At 31.4% G+C, this 18,985-nt stretch carries 19 protein-coding genes and 1 riboswitch; of the genes, 10 read left to right on the top strand and 9 right to left on the bottom strand.

From position 1 onward, the window contains the following. Window positions 1-63 precede the first annotated feature (63 nt). Genes KPL51_RS09605 through KPL51_RS09615 form a run of 3 tightly spaced genes read right to left on the bottom strand, consistent with a single transcriptional unit; the run spans window position 64 to window position 2,347 of the window. Complete coding sequence (locus tag KPL51_RS09605) at window positions 64-819, bottom strand: amino acid ABC transporter ATP-binding protein (protein ID WP_216160168.1); 756 nt, start codon at window positions 817-819, stop codon at window positions 64-66. A gap of 51 nt (window positions 820-870) precedes the next feature. Next, window positions 871-1,512, bottom strand: coding sequence for an amino acid ABC transporter permease (locus tag KPL51_RS09610; protein WP_216160170.1), 642 nt, complete (start codon window positions 1,510-1,512; stop codon window positions 871-873). 34 nt (window positions 1,513-1,546) lie between these two features. Continuing rightward, the gene (locus KPL51_RS09615) at window positions 1,547-2,347 is read right to left on the bottom strand and encodes an amino acid ABC transporter substrate-binding protein (RefSeq protein WP_216160174.1); all 801 of its coding nucleotides are present in this window, start codon (window positions 2,345-2,347) and stop codon (window positions 1,547-1,549) included. Window positions 2,348-2,634: 287 nt separating this feature from the next. Continuing rightward, a riboswitch (FMN riboswitch) is annotated at window positions 2,635-2,747 on the top strand. A 238-nt stretch (window positions 2,748-2,985) separates the two neighbouring features. Between KPL51_RS09615 and ribD the strand changes: the two genes are divergently transcribed. From ribD to KPL51_RS09640, 5 genes are all read left to right on the top strand, one after another. Continuing rightward, window positions 2,986-4,083: a bifunctional diaminohydroxyphosphoribosylaminopyrimidine deaminase/5-amino-6-(5-phosphoribosylamino)uracil reductase RibD gene (gene ribD, locus KPL51_RS09620; RefSeq protein WP_216160177.1), complete on the top strand. Its 1,098-nt coding sequence runs from the start codon at window positions 2,986-2,988 to the stop codon at window positions 4,081-4,083. Between the two features lie 24 nt (window positions 4,084-4,107). Further along, window positions 4,108-4,758 carry a riboflavin synthase gene (gene ribE / locus KPL51_RS09625; protein ID WP_216160180.1) on the top strand — a complete coding sequence of 217 codons (651 nt, stop codon included), beginning with the start codon at window positions 4,108-4,110 and terminating at the stop codon, window positions 4,756-4,758. 127 nt (window positions 4,759-4,885) lie between these two features. Then, on the top strand, window positions 4,886-6,088 hold the full coding sequence (locus tag KPL51_RS09630; protein WP_216160183.1) for a bifunctional 3,4-dihydroxy-2-butanone-4-phosphate synthase/GTP cyclohydrolase II: 1,203 nt from the start codon (window positions 4,886-4,888) through the stop codon (window positions 6,086-6,088). A 52-nt stretch (window positions 6,089-6,140) separates the two neighbouring features. After that, a complete protein-coding gene (ribH, locus tag KPL51_RS09635; protein ID WP_216160186.1) occupies window positions 6,141-6,602 on the top strand; it encodes a 6,7-dimethyl-8-ribityllumazine synthase in 462 nt (153 codons plus the stop codon). 425 nt (window positions 6,603-7,027) lie between these two features. After that, a complete protein-coding gene (locus KPL51_RS09640; RefSeq protein ID WP_216160189.1) occupies window positions 7,028-7,333 on the top strand; it encodes a hypothetical protein in 306 nt (101 codons plus the stop codon). A 118-nt stretch (window positions 7,334-7,451) separates the two neighbouring features. Here KPL51_RS09640 and KPL51_RS09645 read toward each other — a convergent pair whose 3' ends face one another. From KPL51_RS09645 to KPL51_RS09660, 4 genes are all read right to left on the bottom strand, one after another. Next, window positions 7,452-8,528 (bottom strand): GGDEF domain-containing protein, encoded by a 1,077-nt coding sequence (locus KPL51_RS09645; RefSeq protein WP_216160192.1) that lies wholly within the window; start codon window positions 8,526-8,528, stop codon window positions 7,452-7,454. Window positions 8,529-8,655: 127 nt separating this feature from the next. After that, window positions 8,656-9,384, bottom strand: a complete 729-nt coding sequence (locus KPL51_RS09650; protein ID WP_216160195.1) for an HAD-IB family hydrolase — start codon at window positions 9,382-9,384, stop codon at window positions 8,656-8,658. A gap of 63 nt (window positions 9,385-9,447) precedes the next feature. Beyond that, on the bottom strand, window positions 9,448-10,029 hold the full coding sequence (locus KPL51_RS09655) for a 5-formyltetrahydrofolate cyclo-ligase (RefSeq protein WP_216160198.1): 582 nt from the start codon (window positions 10,027-10,029) through the stop codon (window positions 9,448-9,450). 416 nt (window positions 10,030-10,445) lie between these two features. After that, window positions 10,446-11,450, bottom strand: coding sequence for a peptide ABC transporter substrate-binding protein (locus tag KPL51_RS09660; protein ID WP_224854067.1), 1,005 nt, complete (start codon window positions 11,448-11,450; stop codon window positions 10,446-10,448). A gap of 1,080 nt (window positions 11,451-12,530) precedes the next feature. Here KPL51_RS09660 and KPL51_RS09665 point away from each other — a divergent pair. The 5 genes from KPL51_RS09665 to KPL51_RS09685 all read left to right on the top strand — a co-directional run bounded on the left by KPL51_RS09665 (window position 12,531) and on the right by KPL51_RS09685 (window position 17,188). Then, window positions 12,531-14,111, top strand: coding sequence for a sodium:neurotransmitter symporter family protein (locus KPL51_RS09665; protein ID WP_216160203.1), 1,581 nt, complete (start codon window positions 12,531-12,533; stop codon window positions 14,109-14,111). Window positions 14,112-14,330: 219 nt separating this feature from the next. Further along, complete coding sequence (locus tag KPL51_RS09670; RefSeq protein WP_216160206.1) at window positions 14,331-14,744, top strand: hypothetical protein; 414 nt, start codon at window positions 14,331-14,333, stop codon at window positions 14,742-14,744. 545 nt (window positions 14,745-15,289) lie between these two features. After that, window positions 15,290-16,279: an FAD:protein FMN transferase gene (locus tag KPL51_RS09675; protein WP_216160209.1), complete on the top strand. Its 990-nt coding sequence runs from the start codon at window positions 15,290-15,292 to the stop codon at window positions 16,277-16,279. Then, window positions 16,266-16,652 carry a NusG domain II-containing protein gene (locus tag KPL51_RS09680; RefSeq protein ID WP_216160212.1) on the top strand — a complete coding sequence of 129 codons (387 nt, stop codon included), beginning with the start codon at window positions 16,266-16,268 and terminating at the stop codon, window positions 16,650-16,652. Before KPL51_RS09675 ends, KPL51_RS09680 begins: the two co-directional genes overlap by 14 nt. Before the next feature lie 23 nt (window positions 16,653-16,675). Then, complete coding sequence (locus KPL51_RS09685) at window positions 16,676-17,188, top strand: Gx transporter family protein (RefSeq protein WP_216160215.1); 513 nt, start codon at window positions 16,676-16,678, stop codon at window positions 17,186-17,188. 333 nt (window positions 17,189-17,521) lie between these two features. On the opposite strand, the gene rnfB is transcribed toward KPL51_RS09685, so the two are convergent. After that, entirely contained in the window at window positions 17,522-18,361 is an 840-nt protein-coding gene (gene rnfB / locus KPL51_RS09690) for an RnfABCDGE type electron transport complex subunit B (RefSeq protein WP_216160501.1), read from the bottom strand. Window positions 18,362-18,367: 6 nt separating this feature from the next. After that, complete coding sequence (rsxA, locus tag KPL51_RS09695; protein WP_216160218.1) at window positions 18,368-18,955, bottom strand: electron transport complex subunit RsxA; 588 nt, start codon at window positions 18,953-18,955, stop codon at window positions 18,368-18,370. Window positions 18,956-18,985: the final 30 nt, after the last annotated feature.

Raw genomic sequence — 18,985 nt, forward strand, 5'->3', positions numbered from 1 at the left:
TAAAAGTTTGTAGTATTGTTGAAAATACAAGTAGAAAATACCCTAAAATTAAATATAGGGATTTTATAATATATTGTGCGGAGTATAAGCTAAAAATTGCTTTATTCTTGGATGTTTAGGATTTGTGAATAATAACTCTGGAGTAGAGGTCTCTAGTATTTCGCCATTTTCCATAAAAATAATTCTATCTGAAATCTCCCTAGCAAATTGCATTTCATGGGTAACTACTACTAGTGATATTTTCTCAAGGGCAAGATTTCTAATGACTTTCAAAACTTCACCTGTGAGTTTAGGATCCAATGCGGAAGTTGGTTCATCAAAAAGAATTAACTCCGGATTCATTGCAAGAGCCCTAGCAATAGCAATTCTCTGTTTTTGTCCACCTGAAAGAGTACAAGGATAAGAATCTATTTTATCTAATAGTTCTACTTTGGTGAGTAGTTTTCTTGCTATGTTTATGGCATCTTTTTTATTTATATTATTTACTATAATTGGAGCTTCAATAATATTCTCTAAAACTGTTTTATGGGGGAATAGATTGAAGTTTTGAAATACCATACCTATTTTTTTATGTGCATTAACAGCTTCAGTATTAACAATTTTCTTGGTAGCCGCGGCTATTGTTATGTCATTAAATTCAATGAGGCCACTATCCATCTGCTCAAGCCCAGTTATGCACCTAAGAAGAGTACTTTTACCAGAGCCAGAAGGACCAATAATGGATATTACCTCACCCTTGTTTAAACTTATGGATACATCCTTTAAAACTTGATTCTTATCAAAACTCTTATTTATTTTACTTAACTTAAGTAAATTCATACGAGCACCGTCCTTAATTTAGCAGGTTATTCTTATTTAGTGGGTCCTTATTTATTCGTAAACTGAATACTTTTTTTCTAACTTCTTAAAGACCATGACAATAAGTGAAGTAAAGATTAAATATATTATTGCGGCAATAAAAAAAGGAACTATTGTAAAGTCTCTAGTAACAATTTCTCGAGCAGCTCTTAGTAAATCTTGTAATCCAATGGCAGCAACTAAAGCTGTATCTTTTATTAGAGTAATTCCCTCGTTGCAGGTAGGTGGAATTATTCGTTTAAAAGCCTGTGGTAGTATTATTTTTGACATAGTTTGTCTATAATTCATGCCTAAAACTTTGGCGGCTTCATATTGACCTTTATCAATAGATTGAATACCGGATCTGAATATTTCAGTAAAGTAAGCTCCGTAATTCAAAGAAAAGGTAAGTGCAGCTGCGGTAAAAGGAGAAAACTTAATTCCGATAATAGGTAGTCCAAAATATGTGAAAAAAAGTTGAAGAAGTAAGGGTGTTCCCCTAAAAAACCAAGTATAGAGGTCTATAATTTTACCAAGTATTTTCAAGTTTGAAACTTTAATTAGTGCTCCCAATATTCCAAGAGGTATGCAAAAGATTATTGTTGCAAAGTATAATTCAATTGTAAAGATACTCCCTTTTAAAATATAAGCTGTAATGTCCATAAAATTTGCCAAATATAACACTCCATTCCGAAAAAATTCTTAATTATTATTTATTTATAATATCTTTGCCAAACCATTTTTGGGATATAGTATTTGCAGTTCCATCAGTTTTCATTTCTTCTAAAAGTTTATCTATTTCAGCAGTAAGCTTTGCGTCAGTTTTTCTTATACCTACTCCGTAATCTTCTACACCTAAATTCTCATTAAGTACTTTATAATCATCTGGTTTTAAATTAGTATAATATCTTCCAACTACTTCATCCACTATAACAGCATCGATACGACTAGCATTTAAGTCCAGTAGTGCTTCTGTATTATTTGAATATTTTTTTACCTCTTTTAATGAGTCAGAAAGCTTTGAATCTGAACTTAGTGCACTTTCACTGCTACTTCCCATTTGCAGACCTACAGTTTTATCCTTTAAATCAATTTTACTGGAGATATTTGATTTGTTTTTTACTATAATTATTTGTTTATTTTGAAGGTATGCCTTAGAAAAAACGATTTGTTCTTTTCTTTTATCAGTTATGGTTAATCCATTCCATATAGCATCAATGTCTTTATTATTTAGACTTAATATTACTCCATCCCATTCTACAGGTTTAAAGGTTACTTTTACACCCATTCTTTTACCTACTTCTTTTGCCATATCAATGTCAAAACCTACAATTTTACCGGTTTTATCTCGAAAGCCCATTGGTGGAAAATTATCATCAAGACCAATTATAAGTTCTTTTTTTCCTTTTATGTCTTTTAATGAATTATCTGCGCTAGGTGTGCTACCGCAGGCAGTTAAAATAATACTTGCAAGCATTGTTACTATCAATAATTTGAATTTATTTTTCATATTAAACACTCCTTCATTTATAATGTGTACAAGTTATAAATATTATAATAATCATTTTACTTTAACACGTTAACTTTGTAAAGCAAAAAATCTTAAATAAATTAATTTTTTTTTAGTTGGTGAAAATATTAGTAATATAAATCTCTCTTCTAGTGGAAATATAAATAAATATGGAATTATAAACAGCCAATTCTATAAAGGGTTAAATAATGGTTCTTCATTTTTATTCTATAGTTATTCCCTTGACAGTAAAATCACAAAGTGCTATTCTTAAGTTGAAAATTAAATAGATCCTTCAGGGTAGGTGAGATTCCTAACCGGCGGTATAGCCCGCGAGCCGAAAGGTAGATCTGGTCAAATTCCAGAGCCGACAGTAAAGTCTGGATGAGAGAAGGAGAATAATGATAGATGTAAAAATTTTTATTTGCTAACTATGAAGATAGTTGCTAAATATCTTTATGTTTTGATTTGAATATATCTAGTGAAACTAGATATATAATTAGCTTATTAAGCCCTGAAAACATTGTTTTCAGGGCTTTTATTAATTTATATGATTTTATTTATTTAAAGATATGCATACTAAGAAGTGAAATAATTACTAAGATTTACACTACAATTATAGAATTAGGGGTGATATATTGGATAACTGTTATATGAAAAGGGCACTTGAATTATCTAAAAAAGCAGCTGGGTTTGTAAATCCCAACCCACTAGTGGGCGCTGTTATTGTAAAAGACAATAGAATAATCGGTGAAGGATATCATGAATATTTTGGTGGACCACACGCAGAAGTCAATGCTTTTGCAAATGCCACTGAAGATGTAGAAGGTGCAACTATATATGTAACATTGGAGCCTTGCTTTCACTTTGGTAAAACACCACCTTGTGCTGATGCTATAGTGAAAAACAAAATATCTAAAGTGGTAATTGGAATGATAGACCCAAACCCACTGGTGGCAGGTAGAGGTATAGAAATTCTTAGAAAAAACGGTATAGAAGTGACTACAGGCATAATGAACAAAGAAATAATGAAAACAAATGAAATATTTATAAAGTACATAACTGAGAAAAAACCCTTTTGTATTATGAAAACTGCTATGACTCTAGACGGAAAAATAGCAACTTGCAGTGGGGATTCAAAGTGGATAAGTAATGAAAAATCTAGAGCCTATGTGCATGAATTAAGACAAATGGTTACTGGAATTATGGTGGGGATTGGAACTGTTTTAAGTGATAATCCAGAGCTTACTACCAGAAGAGAAGGTGTGCCTAGCTTAAATCCCATAAGAATAGTTATAGATAGTAAGGCAAGAATACCATTAGATTCAAAGATATTAAAATGTGATGATAATACAAAAACCATTATAGTTACAACAGAATTTGCTCAGAAAAGTAAAATTAACGTTATAAAAGAAAAAGGTGCAGAAGTAATTGTAACCAGGAGTAAAAATAATTGGGTAGACTTGAAGTATTTAATGACAGTTCTAGGCGAAATGGGAATAGATAGTATTCTTTTAGAGGGTGGAAGCACTTTAAATTATTCGGCTATAAACGAAGGTATTGTGGATAAAGTGATCACTTTTATTTCCCCGAAAATATTTGGGGGAACTTCTGGCAAAACCCCAGTAGGAGGATGTGGAATAGAACATGTAAAAGATTCTATAAGGCTCTTGGATACGGAAGTAAGTAGATTTGATGAAGATATTATGATAGAAGGTTACGTAGAGAAAGTTTAAAGTTCTTATAAAGGATGTGAATAGATGTTTACAGGCTTGATTGAGGAAATTGGGGAGATATTGTCCATGAAAAAAGGAGCTAAGTCTGCGAGAATTACAATAAAAGCCACAAAGATTCTAGCAGACACGAAAATTGGTGATAGCATTAGTACTAATGGAGTTTGTCTTACTGTTACAGAATCTAATAAAAATAGCTTTAGTGTGGATGTTATGGCGGAGACTATAGGTCGCAGTAATTTAGGAAAATTAAAACCGGGCTCCACAGTGAATTTGGAAAGAGCCCTTAGAGCTAGTGGTAGACTAGGAGGCCATATAGTAAGTGGACATATTGATGGAATAGGAACAATTGTAGAGCTTTATAAAGAAGACAATGCCACTTGGGTGTCTGTAGAAACCACAATGGATATACTAAAGTATATTGTACATAAAGGTTCAATAACCATTGATGGTATTAGCTTAACTGTGGCATATGTGGATGAAAATATTTTTAAAGTTTCAATTATACCTCATACAAAGGATGAAACTACTTTAATAACTAAGAAGATAGGTGATGAGGTTAACCTAGAGTGTGACATGTTAGCAAAGTACGTTGAAAAACTATTAAAACATGGTGAAACTCCAAAAGAAAGGAAACCGGTTAGTATGGATTTTCTTCTCGAAAATGGATTTGTATAAAACTTTTTCACATTATTAAGCAATAATAACATAGCAGCAAAAGTGGTAATTACATCACTGGAAGTGATGACTACATCACTGGAAGTGATGACTACATCACTGGAAGTGATGACTAAGGGGTGGAAAAATGTATAAATTTAATACTATTGAGGAAGCACTAGAAGATATTAAAAATGGAAAAATGGTTGTAGTGGTAGATGATGAGGATAGAGAAAATGAAGGAGATTTAATAATAGCAGCCCAAAAGGCTACTCAAGAAAATATAAACTTTATGGCAATGTACGCTCGTGGACTTATCTGTATGCCTACAATTAAAGAAAGATTAGATAAATTAAATATAAAACAAATGGTGACAAATAATACTGATGCAAATGAAACAGCCTTTACTGTATCTATTGATACTATAAATACAACTACAGGAATATCAGCCGCGGATAGAGCAACTACTATATTAAAGGTAATAGATCCATTGGCAACCGCAAAAGATTTTAATAGACCAGGGCACGTATTTCCTCTTGCAGCAATAGAGGGTGGAGTATTAAAAAGAGCTGGTCATACTGAAGCTGCAGTGGATCTAGCAAGACTTGCTGGATTATATCCTGCAGGTGTGATTTGTGAAATTATGAATGAAGATGGATCCATGGCTAGAGTGCCAGAGCTTATGGAGTATGTGGAAAAACATGATCTGAAAATAGTTACTATAGCAGACTTGATTTCTTATAGAAGACAAACTGAATGCCTTGTAGAAATGGTTACAGAAGCTAAAATGCCAACTAGATATGGTGAATTTACAATCTATGGTTTTGTGGATAAGGTAAATGGGGAGCACCATGTAGCGCTAGTCAAAGGGAAAGTAAACAGTAGTGAGCCTGTACTTGTAAGGGTACACTCTGAATGCCTTACTGGAGATGCATTGGGATCTATAAGATGTGATTGTGGGCAGCAATATGATGCAGCCATGAAAGCAATAGCAAAAGAGAAAAGTGGGATTTTGGTATACATGAGGCAAGAAGGAAGGGGAATAGGCTTAATAAATAAGTTAAAGGCTTATGCGCTTCAAGATAAGGGAATGGACACTGTAGAAGCAAATATAGCTTTAGGGTTCCCAGCAGATATGAGAGATTATGGTATAGGGGCTCAGATATTAGAGATTTTAGGTGCTAAAAAGGTAAAATTAATGACTAACAATCCTAAAAAGATATCAGGGATTTCAGGTTATGGCATTGAAATAGTTGAAAGAGTTCAAATAGAGATGAATCATAATGAAAGAGATAAATTTTATTTGGAAACTAAAAGGAAGAAAATGGGTCATTTGCTTAATCTGAAATAGAGTTTATTGTTAAGTGCTACAATCAATAATTAAAATTATAGGAGGAAAACATATGAAAACATATGAAGGTAAATTAATAGCAGAGGGTTTAAAATTTGGAATTATAGTAGCAAGATTTAATGAATTTATAGGTGGTAAATTATTATCAGGAGCACTAGATGGTCTAAAACGTCACGGTGTAGAAGAAGAAAACGTTGAAGTTGCATGGGTGCCGGGAGCATTTGAAATACCATTAGTTGCAAAAAAAATGGCTAAGTCTGGTAAGTATGATGGAGTAATATGCCTAGGAGCAGTTATAAGGGGGGCAACATCTCATTATGAATATGTATCTGGTGAGGTTACCAAAGGAATTGCATCTGTATCATTAGAAACAGGAGTTCCAGTTATTTTTGGAGTGCTTACTACTGAAAATATTGAGCAAGCAATTGAAAGAGCAGGGACTAAAGCAGGTAATAAGGGTTATGATGCTGCAGTATCTGCAATAGAAATGGCTAATTTATTAAAAGAGATTTAGTATACTAAAGGATTCATGTAATGCTGGTCATGCATTCTGCCGCATTACATGAATCCTTCAATATTTACAGAGTCATCTTTATTAGAATTTTTAATACTGACTTCATGACAGGCTTACGAGAATTCTATATTCGCAAAAGAAGAATTTTTAAATGAAATTTCAATAGTTTTATCGTTTCTTATTGCAAGTCCTTCAGAGAAATTTCATACTTAATATACAACTACTACTTTTTAAATTATCGGGGTATTATTTAGGGGTACATAACAATTATTAATTGTTATGTACCCCTAGTCTGATTATGTATACATATATATGATATAATATTATTACTGAGAGCATTAAAGAAAGTTATTTAGTACTTAAGAACCCCATGCATTTATGCGTGGGAGTTTCAGTAAAAGATAATTAGAGTGGGGGGATTTGAAATGGGACTTGGCGATAGTGTTTTTACTATTATATTCATTATGATGGGGGCAGCTGCTGTTGTTTCTGGCTTGAATTTTGAGAAAAAGCACGGCGGAAAGTTTAAAGGTGAAAATAAGAGTGAGTATATAAAACTAAACAAGATTATTTTAATTTCAATGGGTGGAATAATTCTATTTGGAACTTTCCTAGGACAAGGTATACCAGTATACAGAGATATAATAACAAATATAACAATGGGAAGTTTAGTAATTATATGGATTAGTTATTCAGTAATATCTAAAAGAAAATTTTTAAAGAAAAACTAAGTTGCATTAAATGATGGATATAATTAAATATTAGCACCTTACTTTCGAATAATTTCAATATTCGAAAGTAAGGTGCTTTTTATAGCTTAATTTTACACTTATTGATGAAGTATAAATATTATGGCTGGCAAACCTTATTTCTACCAGAACGTTTAGCGGAATATAATGCATTATCCCCCTCACTTATAAGATTGTCTAAATCGGATACATTGTCAGGATAAGTGGCAGCTCCAATAGAAATAGTAATATTAATTTTATTTTTATCTGGTAGAATAAATTCATGGATTTCTACAGCTATTCTTAAGCGCTCTGCAACTTCTAGGGCCTGTTGATTTGGACAATCAGGTAAAATAACAGAAAATTCTTCTCCACCAATTCTAGATACAATATCAAAACTTCTACAATAGGTAGATAATATGATTCCTAACTGCTGTAACACAGAATCCCCTGCTAAATGACCATAAGTGTCATTTACCTTTTTAAAAAAATCAATATCGATAATTAAAATAGACAAACGTTCATTTTTGTTTTTAACATTTATAAAAGATTCGTTTAGTGAATTATCGAATTGTCTAACGTTATTTAAACCAGTAAGGAAATCTATAGTTGACTCTTGCTCTAACCTATTAAGTAATTTAATTGAAGTATTCATATAACCTGCAATATAATAGGCTAAAGATCCGATAATAAATGAACCAAGCCAAAAAAATATGAGAGTGTTACGAAGTGCAATTGGATCTTTAATAATTAATAAAAATGTACCAGTTATAATTAATGAGCTCACAAAGTTCATATAAATCCATTTATTAAACATATTTAGTTTTAATTTTGATAATAAAGCAGCGGCAATAGCAACGATAAGCATGCTAAGAGTCGCTATTATAGACGCGGTGCTAACACCAAAGTAGCTTAATCTAAATATTGCAATGGTTATTCCAGTAATAATTGCAGAAAATCCACCTCCATAAAGAGCGGCTATTAATATTGCAATGTGACGGAAATCCATAATAACTTTAGGGGTAATGTGGATAGTGAATAACATTAAAATAATACCTAGTATTCCCTGTGCAAGTCCAAAGAAAAGTTTATTTTTATATGAAAGTGATAAGTTTAGAAAAGTCTTTTTAAATACTTGGCTAATTACAAAAATAAAGGAAATTAGTATTGTGCCGTTAATAAATATATACCTCAACATGATATAACTCCTTTCAAAACAAAATATCCAATGATAGAACTAAAAAAATTACTATATATTTTATTATATAGTAATTTTTTAGCAAATAAAAGTATATTAAGTAGAAAAAGCATGATTGCAGGAAAAATTATATTTCAATGTGTTCGGGCCTTAATCTATAAACAACATCTTTTCTTTCTAATATTATTTTAATTTTTTCTTTTAATTCATTATCGTCTAGAATCTTTAGTAGAAGTTCTTTAGTGGGGTTTATTACTGTAGGGTGACTAATTAACTTTAACATATTGTAATCCCCAGAAGTATCTCCATATGCATAACTTTGATTCAAATCAATATTGTATTTAAGAACAAAATTTTCTATAGCAGTTTTTTTACTATCACTATCCCACATAGGAATAATATCACCAGTGTAAATGTCATCTTTATTCAATAAATACTTTGTTCCTATATAATCATCAAATCCATATTTTATTGACATTTCCCGTACAAGTTCAATGGGGCTACCTGATATGGTTATAATTAAATGACCCTGATCCTTATGCCATTTAATTTTGTCACGGGTAAAGGTATAAACTCTATCTCCCTTTTGCTTTATAATTTGACTGGCAATAAACTCAATTTGACACCTATGAAGCCCGATTATTGCTTCACTATAAATATCAGCCATTTTTAGTAGGTAATTATCATAATTTCCTATTCGTTTATCCCATTTAACATAAAAAGGTTTTACTTCTTTGTACCATCTATCATTTTCTATCAGTTCGCTTTTGATTAATTTTTTAAATACCTCTGTTATTAAACCGTCCCTATAGAGAGTACCATCAATATCAAAGAAAGCAGCTATTCTTTTTTCCAAAGGGGTCACCTCCAACACTAGTAATTTAATATTGTATTTAAAATTTTATAAAAATAAAGAAAATTATTTTGGAAATATTATTCTTTTTTCTGTGATTATGAAATCTAAAGGCACATCATAAATACCTGTTGGGATCTCACCGATTATTTGATAGTCATAGGCTATACCTACAGTAGGAGTGGTTTTCAATTTTTCGGGTAGAAATCTATCATAATAGCCTGCACCAAAGCCTATCCTGTTACAATGTTCATCAAATACTACACCAGGAACTATTATTAAATCTATATCTTTAATGTTAGCTTTTTTGAGTAACTCATGTTTTGGTTCCATAATACCGAAAGAAGATTTAGTAAGGTCAGTAGTAAGATTTTGTATTTCAAAAGGTATTATTTCTCTTGTCTCTTTTATACAATAAGGAACAATTACTTTTTTACCATTATCTAAACACCATTTAGCAAGGTCATATGTATTTACTTCACTATTGAAACTTAAGTACATCATGATATTTTTGCAACTTATAAACTCGGGTAAATTAATAATTGTTTTTACAATTTTATTGCTAAAAGCACTCACATTATCCATCTTCATGGTTTTTCTTTGAAGTAACATATTTCTCCTTAAATCATCCTTAAGACTGGTCTCCATAAATACCCCCCTAGCAATTATTATAGTAGTACCACTATAGCAACTTATTGTGGCTTTAAGCATTTAAATTCAATAAAATTTATGTAATTATAACATATGTTTTTCATATATGCAATTTGTAGAAGTTGTTATAAGTAGTCATTCTCTTATATAAGCTAGTTTGCAAATATAAAATATTGGTAAAATATTATATGAAAAAGAAGGGCGAAGTGGAATAGTTATTCTGAATTTTATGCATCCACGAAGGAATTCATTATATACTATTTATCACACTTTTACATCCTACATCTTTTCACTTTCATTAGCGGTTAACTTTTAAATTATCACCTGCGCCGCAGTAGTTATTAAAATAATAATTTTAATAAAAGCTCATAACATTCTAATGTTATGAGCTTTTATTATTTTACTAAACTATATTATTTTGCAGCAGTTACGGAAGCACCTTGGAACCATGTCATTCCTAAGGAGGATGTACGAACTCCCATAATAGTTGGTTTTGTAACTATTGTATTTGTGTATTCATAAATAGGAATTACAATATCATCTTTCATAATAATGTCTTCCGCTTCATGTAGCATTGTCATTCTCTTAACTGGATCTAATTCTTTTTTAGCAGCTAAAATTTTAGCATCATATACTGGATTGCTGTATCCTGGGTCGTTGTTTCCTGAACTTGTTGTAAGTAAATCAAGGAATGTCATAGGGTCTGTATAGTCTGCTAGCCAGCCATCTCTTGCAAGAGTATATTGTTTATCGTTTCTTGTTGTTAAGAATACTTTCCATTCTTGATTCTTAAGCTCTATATCTATTCCAAGATTTGTCTTCCACATATCTTGAATTGCAGCAGCAATATTTTGGTGACCAGCACCTGTGTTATAAAGAAAAGTTAATTTAGGGAAGTCTTTTCCACCTGGATAACCTGCCTCTGCAAGTAATTCTTTAGCTTTAGTTATATCTCCCTGCGCTGGGTAGTATTCTTTACTTGCAAAATCTTTACCATTTGGTTCTATAATGCCTTTTGGAACAAAGGATGTTGCAGGAGTTTGACCATCTTTACTAACATTTTCAACTATGTCTTTCCTGTTAATAGCAAGTGATAATGCTTTTCTTACTTTAGGGTTTTGTATAGCCTTAGCAGCTTCAGGTGTAAGATTCGCTACATAGTAATAAGTTCCTAAGTTAGGAGTGATTTTACAAGCACCCTCTTTTACAAGACCAGGTATTTCAGATTGTGGTGGTGTATTAATCATGTCCATTTGATCTGCTTTAAATGCTGAAAGGGCTGCAGTTGCATCTTCTAGCATTTTGTAGTTAAGAGTAGTAAGTTTGATATTACTAGCATTCCAATATTTATCGTTTTTTACAAAGGTCATTACATCTTTAGGTAACCATTCTTTCATTTTGAATGCTCCATTAGTAATGTAAGGTAATAAAGAGTAATGTAACTTTTAACATTGAGCTCTAAATCTTATATTCGACTAAATTATGTATAAGATTACACAATACTTGCAATTTTCTGAAAAAATTGATATTATAATTATAAATAAATTATAAAAAGTATTATAAATAGTTAATTTTTAAAAAACATCTTATAAAAGATTGTAATTTAATAGTGTGGTAAACAATAATTTTTTATAAAAAATAAGGATAAGTAAAAGGAGGAATAAATATGAGTGGTCAAGCATTGGGTTTTATGCTTGCAATGTGGAGTGCAATAATAGTTTCTGCAATAGTGAGTCTAAGAACTGTATTAAAGAATGACAAAGTGAAAAGTTAAGACGTATTAATATTTTGCTAAAAATTACTAATATATAAATATATTAAAAACACTAAATTGGAAAATCTACAACTATAAGGCTTATGATGCTAGAGTATTGATAACTACTCTATGCTAGAAGGACATATAGGGAGGAATATTCAAGGATCCTTTGAAAATAAGGGAAATTAGTGAAATGGATCAGGTTGAGATGTGCCAAGTGCAAAAGAAGAATCATAGATTTTTATATTTTTCAAAAGAAGGTGCAGAATTTTAATTCTGCACCTTTGTTTAGTTGTTTTATATAAAATCATAGATTTTAAGGAGTTATGTAAAAATATGAATATTTATTTTTTGTTAATTTAAATAATTAGAAAAAATGACTATGATTTGTTAAAAAAATATCAACAATTTAAATAAATTTTAATTTTCATTTAAAATATTGCTTATTTATGGTGGAAATTATTTTTAATTTTTCTTAGATAATGACAATAAATACTTGTATATTGTTGATTTATATACAAACATATTTTAAAAAGTTATATAATACATGGTTTTTAATGCGATTTAGTTAATAGATGAAAAAAAAAAATGAAGAATGTTTAACAACTCTTGCAATTTTCTGAAAAATTTGATAATATATTAATAATTTAAAAATAATTTATATGTTAATAATCTATAAACTATTAACATATAAATTATTAACATATAAATTATTAATAAATACACAGGGGGAGGTTTAATTATGGCTAAAGAACGAGAAGAATGGGGATCAAAGATTGGAATGATCCTAGCAATGGCAGGTAATTCAGTTGGCCTTGGTAATTTCTGGAGATTTCCATATCAAGCTGCTAAAAATGGTGGCGGCGCTTTTATGATTCCTTATGTGGGTGCTCTTATTTTAATAGGAATACCTTTGATGCTTGTAGAATGGATGATGGGAAGACTTGGTGGAAGATATGGGCATGGAACTGTAGGTTTTATGATTTATATTCAGTCTAGAGACAAGATTAAACCGCGACGTGCAATTATATTAGGTTCTATATGTGGAATGATAGTTATTGGGGTTACACTACTGGTAAATTCTTATTACAATCATTTGATAGGGTGGACATTGGGTTATGCATTTTTATCGGCCACTGGTGGTTACTTAGATAAGGCCGTATCTACAGGACAGTTTTTTACAAATTATATACAAAACCCCGCTTATGTATTCACTTTTTGGATTATTAGTTTAGCAGTTTTAGGACTAGCAGTTACAAGAGGAATTGAAAAAGGTATAGAATCTTGGGCAAAATTAATGATGCCTACTCTATATATATTTGGATTTATATTAATTTATAAGACACTAACTATTGGATCACCAGTTAATCCAGATTGGTCTGCTATAAAGGGATTGGATTATCTTTGGACTCCAAGATGGGGAGATTTAAGCTTTAAAGGTGCTCTTGCAGCAGCAGGGCAGATTTTCTTTACACTATCGTTAGGTATGGGAATAATTCAAAACTATGCTTCTTATTTAAAGTCTGATGATGACATTGTAGCATCATCAATGACAACAGTATCCTTAAATGAATTTGCAGAAGTAATCCTTGGAGGAAGTATTGCAATACCAATTACTTATGCTTTCATGGGCGTAAAAGGTCTAAGTGCAGGAGTGGGACTATCGTTTATCTCATTACCTAATATTTTTAGGGTTATGGATGGCGGTAGAGTAATGGGAACACTATGGTTCTTGTTATTGTTCTTTGCTGGATTTACCTCAGCTATTGCTATGTATAATTACTTAGTAACAATCTTAGAAGAAGGCATGGGTATGGTTAAGAAGAAGGCTGCCTTGTTAGTTTTCGTAGGCTATATAATAGTTGGACTTCCAGTTGCACTAGAGCCAATAATTACTAAAACTGCTGAACTTGCTTATTTTACAGAGCTTGATAACTGGGTTGGTACTTATTTACTAGTTGTAATGGGTCTTATTGAAATAATTGTGGCTGGTTGGCTTATGAAAGAAAATCCAGTAGACGAGATGAATCATGGTTCTTTCTGGCAAGCGCCAAAATGGATGTATACAGTTATGATTAGATTTGTAACTCCTGCAACAATAATAATTATTTTAGCAGGATCAACTTGGACATACATTCAAGAAGGATATTTTAAAATGATACCAACTTTTGTAGCAAAAACACCAGAGCTAATTCCCTGGGTTAATGGTGCGAGAATAGTTTTACTAATAGTATTTATTATTGGATTTATTGGTACTTATAGGAGTATAAAAGGTGTTTATGGAAAAGAACTTGTAGAAAATAAGGTTCTTATAAGAAAGTAAAAACAGGAGAGTATAACCATTAATAATTGTTATACTACTGAAAAATACTAAAGTAGTAATATTTAATAATTGTTATTACTTTAGATAAAAATAAGGAGGAAGAAATATGAGTGGTCAAGCATTGGCTTTTATGTTGGTAATGTGGCTCAGTATATTCGCGTTATCATTCCTTAGTTTAAGAACAGTATTAAAGCATCAATAGGAAGAGAGTGAAGATGTATGAATATTGAAGAAAGTATAGCTTTAAAAAAGATCACCTTTTATTTTACAATTTTAAGTGCATTGTTTTTGATTTTATCTTCACAATTCACAGGATTTCTTTTGCCATTACTATTTGTTCTACCGATATATATGGGGCTTATAGGAATTAAGCAAAGAAGAAAGAGTGGGTATTTAATAGGAATAGCAATAGTTCCTATAGCATTTGCTATTTCAGTACTATGGATAAGATATTCTATAAGTGTTTTCGCTGATAGAATAAACCAAATTGCTAAAATTAGTGAACAGTATAATATATCATCTGCTAAAGCCGGAGCATTCACTACAATCTTTTTTGCATTAAGTATTGCATTGGTTAGTATATGTGTAGTATTTTTGGTGAAATTACTTAGGCATAAAGAAATTTTCACATAAGATAGTTGAAAAAAATTAAATAGAGGACCTATTAAAAACACTGGAACACTGTTTCAGTGTTTTTAGTTGTGAGTGCAGAATTTAAATTCAAAAGGTAAATAGCATTTATTAAACTTCCAATTTTTCTAAAAATACAAATATATCTGTAATATATTTGTATTTTGATAATATATTATTAATAGTTAAAATAAAAATTGAAAAGGGCATAAAGGAGGAAGAAAGATGAGTGGTCAAGCGCTAGGCTTTATGTTAGTAATGTGGGGTTTAATAGCTGGTTTATCCTTCGTAAGTTTAAGAGCTGTATTAAAGAATAAATAAAATTGCAGGACATAAAAACATTTTTATATAATAATTCGTAATTAATAAAAACGCTGAAACTTTGTTTCAACGTTTTTATTTTAGAGAAAAATTTTATGTAATTCATGTTATATCAAGATATTTATTTCAAGTATATATATGGTATAATATATTTAAAAACAAGCTAGGGATGGTGAGGCATCATAAAGAGTTTACGTAAAAAATATTATATACTTTTATTATTGACTATGTCAACATTTTTAATATCTTGCAAAAGTAATATTAAACCTGTTGAAAAAGATACATATCTAATGGGTACAATTGTTCAATTAAAGGTATATGGTGGAAACGCAGAAAAAGCAACACAGAAAGCCTTAGAAAGAATAGGCGACATAGAAAATAAAATGTCTGTTAATATGGAGACTTCTGAAATTACCAAACTAAATGATAAGGCTGGTAAGTCAGGGCAAAAACTTAGCCGAGATACTTATTTTGTAATAGATGAAGCGGTGAAATACAGTAAGTTAACAGAAGGTGCTTTCGATTTATCTATAGAGCCAATTGTAAAGCTATGGGGTATAGGTACAGATAAGGAAAGGGTTCCTTCAAAAAATGAAATAGAAGAAAAATTAAAACTAGTAAATTATAAAGATATTATTTTAGATAGTAAGAATTCTACAGTAAAGTTAAAACGAACTGGTCAAGCTATAGATTTGGGTGGAATAGCAAAGGGATATACGGCGGATGAGGTAAAAAAGGTTTTAATTAATAATAAGATTAGCAGTGCACTTATAAATTTAGGTGGTAATGTTTATGCAGTAGGAAGTAAATCAGACGGAACTAGCTGGAGTATAGGGGTGCAGAATCCATTAGATACCCGTGGAAAATATTTAGGAAATCTTAGGGTTACTGATAAATCAGTGGTCACTTCAGGTAACTATGAAAGATATTTTATTGTTGATGGTAAGCGGTATCATCACATATTCGACCCGAAAGATGGATATCCATCAGAAAATGGCATTATAAGTACAACAATAGTATCAGATAAGTCAATAGATGGGGATGTGCTATCTACTAGTACTTATGTCTTGGGTCTTACAAAAGGACTTAAATTGGTAGAGTCTATTAAAGGTGTAGAAGCTATTTTTATTACTTCTGATAAAAAAGTATATGTTACCTCGGGTCTAAAAGATAGTTTTAATTTAACGGATAAGGAGTTTATTTATGAAAAAAGGTGATAAGATAGTTGGAATAATACTTATAATTGTTGTGGTAATAAGTTTAGGTGCCGTTTCATTATATAAATTTTCCATTAAAGGATCAGAAAATATTGCAGTTATAAAGAGTGAAGGCAAGGTTGTTAAAACTATTGATTTAAATAAGGTAGTTGTACCAGAAGAGTTCACTTTAAAAACATCTAATGGTCATTACAATATAGTAGCAGTTAAGCATAATAGTATTAGTATAAAAGACGCAGACTGTCCACATAAGGAGTGTGTTAAAAGTGGATGGATTGGAAAGCCAGGCGAAATGATTGTATGTTTACCTTTTAAGCTTGTAATTAATATTAATGGACAAGCAGAGACAGGTGTAGATGCTGGAACATTCTAAAATAAAAAGATGTGGGTGGAAATATGAAAAACACTAAAAAAATGGTTTTACTTAGTATATTAGTGGCAATAGCCTTGGTTATTTATTTAATTGAGGCACAAATTCCAGTACTATTTCCAGGAATAAAATTAGGACTAGCTAATTCTATATCTTTAGTTGCATTAATTTTATTTGGTTGGAAAGAAGCAATTTTAATAATGGTTTTAAGAACAGTATTAGGATCTATTTTTGGAGGTGGACTATCAGCTCTTTTGTTCAGTTTTGCTGGTGGATTACTTAGTAATATAGTAATGATACTACTATACAAGTATCTTAAGAATGTCTTAAGTCTACCTACAATTAGCGTATGTGGTGCTATTTTTCATAATGTAGGGCAACTACTGGTAGCTGCTTTCATAATTAAGGATTTAAGAATATATTTATATTTGCCAGTATTACTAATTTCAGCTATTGTTACAGGGTATTTTATTGGAACACTAGCTAATGTGTTGAAAAATAGGTTAGAAAGAATATTAGTACTAGATAAAAGGTTATAAAAAGGGATAGAGCAATCTCCGAAGTGCCTTGCAAACGAGCTCTAAACTTAAAATTCCATTAACAAATTCTAACCTTTTGCAAATATATAATTCTCTAGCGCTCACACTCGGTGTCCTGCCTCGGGTTCGCTAGCCTGCCGTCCTGGCAGGCTTACGAGAATTTTATTTTTGCAAAAGAAGAATTTCTAAATGGAATTTCAATTGTTTTTTCGCTTCATATTGCAAGTCACTCCGTCGAGATTTTCTATCCGTTTATTGTTATTATTTGCTCTAAGGGAAACAAAAAATAAAAAGGTACTAAGATTATATAATCTTAGTACCTTTTATTTATAACTACTTGCTTACTGCTGCACTCTGTTCAGTCATGGTTTTATGAACTGTTAGAGGCTTAGAAATAGCTTTTGTTGGACACTTAGTAGCACATAGGCCACATTGTATACATTTTTCGAAATCTATTGTAGCTAAGTTGTTAACCATGGTAATTGCTTGAACTGGGCAAACTTTTACACACATCTGGCATGCAATACATCCAACCGCGCAATTATCTTTTACTGCTTTACCCTTTGATTTTGAGTTACATTCAACAAGTACTTCTTGATTTGCTGGAATAAACTCTATTAAATTCTTAGGGCATATGTTAATGCAAGCGCCACAAGCTACACAATTATCCTTATATACTACAGCTACACCATCGATGATGTGAAGGGCATTAAAATCGCAAGCTCTTACACAACTACCAAAACCCATGCAACCATCTGAGCAAGCTTTAGGGCCTTCTCCAGGAGCAATAACTGCTTGACGACAATCTTGAATTCCATCATATTCATATTTTTCTTTTGCCACATTACAAGTACCTTTACATTTAACAAAAGCCACTTTAGGGTTCTCGGTTTCGACAGATACACCCATTATTTCTCCGATTTTCTCAGCAACTGCACTTCCGCCTACTGAACATAAATTTAGAGCAGCATCTCCACCAACTACGGCTGCAGCATAAGCATCACAACCAGCAAAGCCACATGCACCGCAATTTGCGCTAGGTAAGGCTTCTCTAACTATCGGTATTTTAGGATCAACTTCTACATGAAATTTTTTGTTAGCATAACCAAGTACTACCCCGAATACTAGTCCCAAACCACCAAGGCTTAATACTGGGTAAAGTAAATTGTTCATATCCATTTAAATACCTCCCAATTTTAAACCACTAAAGCCTAAAAATGCAATAGCCATTAAGCCTGCTGTAACTAATGAAATAGGTAATCCTCGAAAGCATAGTGGCATATTATCATTCTCTTCCATTCGTTCTCGTAGACCTGAAAGAAGAACAATAGCAAGCATGTAGCCAAAAGATGCTCCAAGAGCATTGACCATGGATTCTATTAGGTTATATTTTTCGCCTATATTAATAACAGCCATACCAAGAAGGGCACAGTTAGTTGTTATTAAAGGAAGAAATATTCCAAGTGCTCTATAGAGACCTGGCTGAGTTTTTTTAATAACCATTTCAACAAATTGCACAAGTGCTGCAATAACTAGAACGAATGCTAGAGTTGATAAATAGGTTATGTTCAAAGGAACTAAAATCCAGTTGAATACTCCATAACACATAATTGAGGCTAAAAACATAACAAATATTACTGCTAGTCCCATGCCTTTTGCAGTCTCAGTTTTTTTAGAAACTCCAAGAAAAGAACATATTCCAAGGAATTTAGCTAATACAAAATTATTTACTAAAAATGCACTTATAAAAATTGAAAAAAGTCTCATTTATATCCACCTTTCTTAAAAAATTAAACA

The organism is Clostridium bowmanii (assembly GCF_018861315.1).
Classification (GTDB): Bacteria; Bacillota; Clostridia; order Clostridiales; family Clostridiaceae; genus Clostridium_AD; species Clostridium_AD bowmanii.

Coding starts and splice junctions, on each gene's coding strand:
- KPL51_RS09605 (WP_216160168.1), bottom strand. CDS start 819: ATGAATTTACTTAAGTTAAGTAAAATAAATAAGAGTTTTGATAAGAAT.
- KPL51_RS09615 (WP_216160174.1), bottom strand. CDS start 2,347: ATGAAAAATAAATTCAAATTATTGATAGTAACAATGCTTGCAAGTATT.
- ribE (WP_216160180.1), top strand. CDS start 4,108: ATGTTTACAGGCTTGATTGAGGAAATTGGGGAGATATTGTCCATGAAA.
- KPL51_RS09630 (WP_216160183.1), top strand. CDS start 4,886: ATGTATAAATTTAATACTATTGAGGAAGCACTAGAAGATATTAAAAAT.
- ribH (WP_216160186.1), top strand. CDS start 6,141: ATGAAAACATATGAAGGTAAATTAATAGCAGAGGGTTTAAAATTTGGA.
- KPL51_RS09640 (WP_216160189.1), top strand. CDS start 7,028: ATGGGACTTGGCGATAGTGTTTTTACTATTATATTCATTATGATGGGG.
- KPL51_RS09645 (WP_216160192.1), bottom strand. CDS start 8,528: ATGTTGAGGTATATATTTATTAACGGCACAATACTAATTTCCTTTATT.
- KPL51_RS09655 (WP_216160198.1), bottom strand. CDS start 10,029: ATGGAGACCAGTCTTAAGGATGATTTAAGGAGAAATATGTTACTTCAA.
- KPL51_RS09665 (WP_216160203.1), top strand. CDS start 12,531: ATGGCTAAAGAACGAGAAGAATGGGGATCAAAGATTGGAATGATCCTA.
- KPL51_RS09670 (WP_216160206.1), top strand. CDS start 14,331: ATGAATATTGAAGAAAGTATAGCTTTAAAAAAGATCACCTTTTATTTT.
- KPL51_RS09675 (WP_216160209.1), top strand. CDS start 15,290: ATGTCAACATTTTTAATATCTTGCAAAAGTAATATTAAACCTGTTGAA.
- KPL51_RS09680 (WP_216160212.1), top strand. CDS start 16,266: ATGAAAAAAGGTGATAAGATAGTTGGAATAATACTTATAATTGTTGTG.
- KPL51_RS09685 (WP_216160215.1), top strand. CDS start 16,676: ATGAAAAACACTAAAAAAATGGTTTTACTTAGTATATTAGTGGCAATA.
- rnfB (WP_216160501.1), bottom strand. CDS start 18,361: ATGAACAATTTACTTTACCCAGTATTAAGCCTTGGTGGTTTGGGACTA.
- rsxA (WP_216160218.1), bottom strand. CDS start 18,955: ATGAGACTTTTTTCAATTTTTATAAGTGCATTTTTAGTAAATAATTTT.